The following is a 6,000-nucleotide window of genomic DNA, read 5'->3' as shown; positions in this document are numbered from 1 at the left end:
GGGCTTTTTTTAACTTTTACCTAAAGGTAAAAATTATTGAGCAGCAGCAGCTTGAGCAGCAGCAACTTCATCAGCAAAGCTCATTTCAGCTTTCTTCTCGATGCCTTCACCCACTTCGAAGCGAGTAAATTGAGCAACTGTAGTACCAGTTGTTTTAAGGATTTCAGCAACTTTTTTGTCGTTGTCGATAACGTATTGTTGACGCTCAAGAACAACTTCGTTCAGGTATTTCTCAACAGAACCTACAACCATCTTCTCAACGATGTTTGCTGGTTTGCCAGATTCAAGTGCTTTCGCTTCAGCGATTTCTTTTTCTTTCGCAATTAGCTCAGCTGGAACTTGTTCAGCAGAAACTGCAACCGGGTTGAACGCAGCAACGTGCATTGCAATACCTTTACCAGTCGCGTCGTCACCTGTATAAGACACAACAACACCGATCTTAAGACCGTGTTTATAAACTGCAAGGTTTTCGCCTTCAACAATTTTCGCACGACGTACTTGGATGTTTTCACCGATTTTTTGAACAAGCGCGATACGAGCTTCTTCAACAGTAGTACCATCTTCAAGTTTAAGTTCAGCGATTTTAGCAACATCAGTTTCGTTAGCAGCAAGAGCAGCAGCAGCAACTTTAGCAGAGAAACCAGCAAAGTTTTCGTCTTTAGCAACGAAGTCAGTTTGACAGTTTACTTCTAAAAGAATTGCTTTGTTGCCTTCCTGAGTGATCGTGATCGCGCCGTCAGCAGCAATATTACCAGCTTTTTTAGCTGCTTTTGCTTGACCAGATTTACGCAGGTTATCGATCGCAAGTTCGATGTCACCACCAGCTTCTGTCAAAGCTTTTTTACATTCCATCATTGCAAGACCTGTACGATCACGCAATTCTTTAACCATGCTTGCTGTAACTGCAGTCATGTTTATCTCCTAAATTCGTTAGAAAATGAATTCTTTATAGAACAGAAACGGCCCAGAGGATTCTCATGGGCCGCCTGCATACACGACGCTTACTTTGCCACCATCACGTGTCGCAAAAATGACAAGCTAGCGTCTAACGCATTAAGCCTCAGAAGCTGGAGCTTCTTCTGCTTTAGCTTGTGCATTTGCTTGTGATTGAGCATATTCTTTACCAGCAAGAATCGCGTCAGCCATAGCAGAAGCATAAAGAGTAACTGCACGGATCGCATCGTCGTTACCCGGAATAACGTAATCTACGTTGTCTGGGTTAGAGTTTGTATCAACGATACCGATTACAGGAATACCAAGGTTTTTAGCTTCTTTGATTGCAATTGCTTCGTGATCAACGTCGATTACGAATAGTGCGTCAGGTAAACCACCCATGTTTTTAACGCCGCCAAGACCGCGTTCAAGTTTTTCCATCTCACGAGTACGCTCAAGAGCTTCACGTTTAGTCAGCTTAGCGAAAGTACCGTCTTGAGATTGGGTTTGAAGGTCTTTTAGACGGTTGATTGACTGACGAAGAGTTTTCCAGTTAGTCAACATACCACCTAACCAACGGTGATCAACGTATGGTTGACCAGCACGTTGAGCTTGCTCACGGATGATTGCAGAAGCTGCACGTTTAGTACCAACGAACAAAACTTTGTTCTTTTTGCTAGCCAATTGGTTAGCAAAGTTCAAAGCATCATTTAACGCAGGAACAGTGTGCTCAAGGTTGATGATGTGAATTTTGTTACGCGCGCCAAAGATATATTGACGCATTTTTGGGTTCCAGAAACGAGTTTGGTGACCAAAGTGCGCGCCAGCTTGTAGAAGGTCGCGCATGCTTACGTTGTAATCTGCCATTTTCTTTACCTTAAAGATTTGGGTTAGGCCTCCATATATCCGCATTCTCCACCCTTGCGGGCACCCAGAGTAATGTGACGATATATGTGCGGATTTTTAATACACCATTCATCAAGCTACGCAAATATATTCACGAAAAAGCATTTGATAAAATGGGCGGCTATTTATACCATAGTCGCACACAAATTTCCAAAAGTTTTTAGAGATCATGAACACTACTTATCAAGCTCCCCGTCGTTTAATTAAATCCGCTGAAGATATCGAAAAGATGCGTGTAGCTGGACGACTGGCGGCAGAAGTTTTGGATATGATCAAACCGCATATCAAACCAGGTGTATCAACGCTTGAATTGGATACGATTTGTCATGACTATATTGTAAATGTACAGAATGCGATTCCAGCATGTCTGGGCTATGGCGCAGCACCAGGCCGTCCTGCTTTCCAGCATACGATCTGTACATCAGTCAACCATGTGGTCTGTCACGGTATTCCCTCTGAAGGCAAGATCTTGAAAAAAGGCGATATTCTTAATATTGACGTGACTGTCATCAAAGATGGTTTTCATGGCGATACCAACATGATGTACATCGTGGGGGGTGAAACTTCTATTCTGGCGAACCGTCTATGTAAAGTCGCTCAAGAAGCGATGTATTGTGGTATCGCAGTAGTTAAGCCAGGTGCAACCATGGGTGATATCGGTCATGCGATCCAAAAATATGTGGAATCTGAACGTTTTAGCGTAGTACGTGAATACTGTGGTCATGGCATCGGCACCACTTTCCATGACGAACCGCAGGTGCTGCATTATGGCCAGCCAAATACCGGTATGATCTTAGAAGAAGGTATGACATTTACGATTGAACCAATGGTCAATGCAGGTGTTTGGCAAACCAAATTGCTGGGTGACAAGTGGACGGTTGTGACCAAGGATCACAAATTATCTGCGCAATATGAGCATACTCTTTTAGTAACAAAACATGGCGTAGAAGTCCTGACTGCCCGCCCTGAAGAAGATTTGTTACGTTTTACGGCATAATCCTTACAGGAAGCGCACAAAAAAGGTTACCCACAGGTAGCCTTTTTTATTTTATATTTCACATATTTTATAGATTTCAAGTTTAGCCTGAAAGCCTTTAGTTACTGCGCCTTAACATCGAAGTTCAAGATAAACTTCGGCTATCAAAACACTTTTTCCGTAAAGTTTTATAAATTCTTTTGCCTAATGTGCACCAATATAGGCTAAGATATTGTGCTTTTTATTTTTTAATCCCTATAAGAAGGAATACCGCCGTGGACGTACGTCTCTCTGATCGTGTAAATGCCATCAAACCGTCCCCAACGCTTGCTGTGACTAACAAAGCTGCTGAACTTAAAGCTGCTGGTCATAACGTAATTGGCTTGGGTGCAGGTGAACCAGATTTTGATACACCACAACACATCAAAGATGCAGCAATTGCAGCGATTAACAACGGTTTCACCAAATACACCGCTGTAGACGGTACGCCAGGTCTTAAAAAAGCCATTATTGCCAAATTCAAACGTGACAACAACCTTGACTATGCAGCAAACCAGATCCTGGTTTCTTGTGGTGGCAAGCAATCATTCTTTAACCTGGCACTTGCCTTGTTAAACAAAGGTGATGAAGTCATCATCCCTGCACCATTCTGGGTAAGCTACCCTGATATGGTGATCATTGCTGAAGGTGTTCCTGTTATTGTGAAATGTGGTGAAGAACAACGTTTCAAAATTACTCCTGAACAATTAGAAGCGGCGATTACTGACAAAACTCGTCTAGTGGTATTGAACAGCCCTTCTAACCCGACTGGCATGATCTATACGAAAGCTGAACTAGAAGCCTTAGCTGCAGTACTGCGTAAATATCCAGAAGTGTATATCGCATCTGATGACATGTATGAACCAATCCGTTGGGATGACGAGTTCTACAATATCGCAACTGTTGCTCCAGACCTTTATGACCGTACAATCGTATTAAATGGTGTGTCTAAAGCCTATGCAATGACTGGTTGGCGTATCGGCTATGCAGCTGGTCCTGCGAAACTGATTGGCGCAATGAAGAAAATCCAGTCTCAATCAACTTCTAACCCGACTTCTATTTCACAAGTTGCTGCGGAAGCTGCATTGAATGGTCCTCAAGACGTACTTGAGCCAATGATTGAAGCATTCAAACGTCGTCATGACCTGGTTGTAAAAGGCTTAAATGATATCAATGGTATTTCTTGCCTACCTGCGGACGGTGCATTCTATGCATATGCAAACATCAAACCATTGATTCGTGCCAAAGGTCTTAAATCTTGCACAGAATTCTCTGCTTGGTTACTGGAAGAAACTGGTGTTGCAGTCGTTCCTGGTGATGCATTCGGTCTAGGCGGCTTCATGCGTATCTCTTACGCAACTGCTGACGAAGTACTGGTTGATGCACTTGCTCGTATCAAGAAAGCTGCTGATTCAATCGAAGGCGTAGATGCTGCGATTGCTTCTATCGAAGCTGAAAAAGCTGCTAAATAATTTAGAGACTTTCTCAAGTTTTTAAATAAGAAACCCGCGTTTATCGCGGGTTTTTTTATTTGTTCTCTTTAAATTTAACCTTAAATTTTGCACTTTCAAAACTAAAATTATGAGCGATCCGAATTAAACATCTCGATGACTTCAGCTTCAGTCATTTTTTGGGTTTGATTATTAAATAAATAGAAGGCTGGCTGATGATCCACATAAATCTCCAGATTAAAATCCAGATCATCAGGTAATTCCTCCAATGTAAAAACATTGATATTGGCAAATGAGTGATCTTTGGTTCGCCAAAAAATAAAAGTACCACAAACACTACAAAAGCCGCGCTCCGCCCATTCTGAAGAGTTAAAAACAGATAAATACTGCTGATCGACAAAATGAATCTCTTCGATATCAATAGCCATTAATGGCCCACTGGTCTGGCGGCGACACATCGAGCAATGACAGGCAGCAACTTCATGATTCCTGAGTTGTACTTCAAACTGAGTCGCACCACATAAACATCTTGCTTTCATCAGTATTCCTCATTGAACTTATTTTTTATATTTATTTTTAAGCCAAGGTATAAACCCTGCATACTCCAATCATACAATTTTTAATTGATGCCTGAGCCTCCATCCATCTAGAATTTAAAGATCATTCCAAAATCTAAAATAACAAGAGCAAGCAATGGATATCAAGAATCTATCAGGTTTACAGATTATGCAAGAAATGTGTAATGGCAACCTGCCGATGCCTTCTATGGCAACAACCATTCCCATGAAACCTACTTTAATTGAAAGTGGTCAGGTCACGTTTGAGGTGCAGGCAGATCAACACCATTTAAATCCTTTAGGCGGTGTACACGGGGGCTTTGCTGCAACAGTACTGGACACCGTAACAGGCTGTGCAATTCATACCGTTTTAGAAGCAGGCGCAGGATATGGCACGATTGATCTCAATATTAAAATGTGTCGCCCCATTCCCCAAAACAGACCATTGACGGCTATTGGTCAACTCATTAATACCAGCAAAAATCTTGCAATCTCAGAAGGAAAAATTATCGATGAAGATGGCAAGCTTTATGCTCATGCAACAGCCACCTGTATGATTTTTCGTTAAAAACTTCTAGTTTAAGAAAGGCTTAAAGCATACCCCACTTCGCATGCGGTGCTTGAACAGCTTTTGGTTGAGTCAAAGCCTGATACTCAAAATAATGTCTAGGGACATTCGCTAGACTTAATTCTTGAGTCTGTGCAGTAGATGTCTGCCAAACTTTAGACTGATTTGAACCCGTGATGAAATTGCCCGAAATAGCATAAATAAACAGATCTTTTGGCTGTATTTCAGGCGCATTCAGGAATACTTCAAAGCTAAATTGGCGTTCCTTCTCAACCAGCCATTTTTCTGCAAACCACAATTGTAACAAGTCACCCAAATACAACTGTTTTGCAGCTAAGGGCCATAAACGGATTTCAGCGCCATGAACAGGAGTAAAATATTGGGTAAAATCTTGAATAATATCAAGGTAGTTTTCTTGATAGAAAGACAGTTGGGCGAAAATTTGAGGGATAGTGAGCGTATTCATTCGCTTTCTCCGGTTTAGCCATTTTTGTGCTGGCAAGTAGGTTTAAATCCACACTGTTTGACCATCTGGTCAAACGACTTTATATTTTCAATTTAGCAATTCGC

At 41.8% G+C, this 6,000-nt stretch carries 7 protein-coding genes; 3 read left to right on the top strand and 4 right to left on the bottom strand.

Annotation, left to right across the window (positions count from 1 at the left end):
- Window positions 1-33: 33 nt before the first annotated feature.
- Together tsf and rpsB are read right to left on the bottom strand one after the other, a co-directional pair.
- Window positions 34-912 (bottom strand): translation elongation factor Ts, encoded by an 879-nt coding sequence (gene tsf / locus HADU_RS15090; protein ID WP_008307652.1) that lies wholly within the window; start codon window positions 910-912, stop codon window positions 34-36.
- A 141-nt stretch (window positions 913-1,053) separates the two neighbouring features.
- Window positions 1,054-1,800, bottom strand: coding sequence for a 30S ribosomal protein S2 (gene rpsB / locus HADU_RS15085; protein WP_004892292.1), 747 nt, complete (start codon window positions 1,798-1,800; stop codon window positions 1,054-1,056).
- A 208-nt stretch (window positions 1,801-2,008) separates the two neighbouring features.
- Here rpsB and map point away from each other — a divergent pair, with 208 nt between their 5' ends.
- Both map and HADU_RS15075 read left to right on the top strand, forming a co-directional pair.
- Window positions 2,009-2,836: a type I methionyl aminopeptidase gene (gene map, locus HADU_RS15080; RefSeq protein WP_004815220.1), complete on the top strand. Its 828-nt coding sequence runs from the start codon at window positions 2,009-2,011 to the stop codon at window positions 2,834-2,836.
- Between the two features lie 254 nt (window positions 2,837-3,090).
- The gene (locus HADU_RS15075) at window positions 3,091-4,326 is read left to right on the top strand and encodes a pyridoxal phosphate-dependent aminotransferase (protein ID WP_004815219.1); all 1,236 of its coding nucleotides are present in this window, start codon (window positions 3,091-3,093) and stop codon (window positions 4,324-4,326) included.
- 107 nt (window positions 4,327-4,433) lie between these two features.
- Here the strand turns inward: HADU_RS15075 and HADU_RS15070 are convergent, their stop codons facing one another.
- Complete coding sequence (locus HADU_RS15070) at window positions 4,434-4,844, bottom strand: GFA family protein (protein WP_004815218.1); 411 nt, start codon at window positions 4,842-4,844, stop codon at window positions 4,434-4,436.
- A 154-nt stretch (window positions 4,845-4,998) separates the two neighbouring features.
- Between HADU_RS15070 and HADU_RS15065 the strand changes: the two genes are divergently transcribed.
- Complete coding sequence (locus HADU_RS15065; protein ID WP_004815217.1) at window positions 4,999-5,430, top strand: PaaI family thioesterase; 432 nt, start codon at window positions 4,999-5,001, stop codon at window positions 5,428-5,430.
- Window positions 5,431-5,452: 22 nt separating this feature from the next.
- Here the strand turns inward: HADU_RS15065 and HADU_RS15060 are convergent, their stop codons facing one another.
- Window positions 5,453-5,896, bottom strand: coding sequence for a hypothetical protein (locus HADU_RS15060; protein ID WP_008307648.1), 444 nt, complete (start codon window positions 5,894-5,896; stop codon window positions 5,453-5,455).
- Window positions 5,897-6,000: the final 104 nt, after the last annotated feature.

The sequence above is a fragment of the Acinetobacter sp. HA genome, from assembly GCF_000264725.1.
GTDB classification, from domain to species: Bacteria; Pseudomonadota; Gammaproteobacteria; order Pseudomonadales; family Moraxellaceae; genus Acinetobacter; species Acinetobacter schindleri.
Note: the sequence above shows the minus strand (reverse complement) of the source record. Positions and strands in the feature narration are given on the sequence as shown.

Coding starts and splice junctions, on each gene's coding strand:
- tsf (WP_008307652.1), bottom strand. CDS start 912: ATGACTGCAGTTACAGCAAGCATGGTTAAAGAATTGCGTGATCGTACA.
- rpsB (WP_004892292.1), bottom strand. CDS start 1,800: ATGGCAGATTACAACGTAAGCATGCGCGACCTTCTACAAGCTGGCGCG.
- map (WP_004815220.1), top strand. CDS start 2,009: ATGAACACTACTTATCAAGCTCCCCGTCGTTTAATTAAATCCGCTGAA.
- HADU_RS15070 (WP_004815218.1), bottom strand. CDS start 4,844: ATGAAAGCAAGATGTTTATGTGGTGCGACTCAGTTTGAAGTACAACTC.
- HADU_RS15065 (WP_004815217.1), top strand. CDS start 4,999: ATGGATATCAAGAATCTATCAGGTTTACAGATTATGCAAGAAATGTGT.
- HADU_RS15060 (WP_008307648.1), bottom strand. CDS start 5,896: ATGAATACGCTCACTATCCCTCAAATTTTCGCCCAACTGTCTTTCTAT.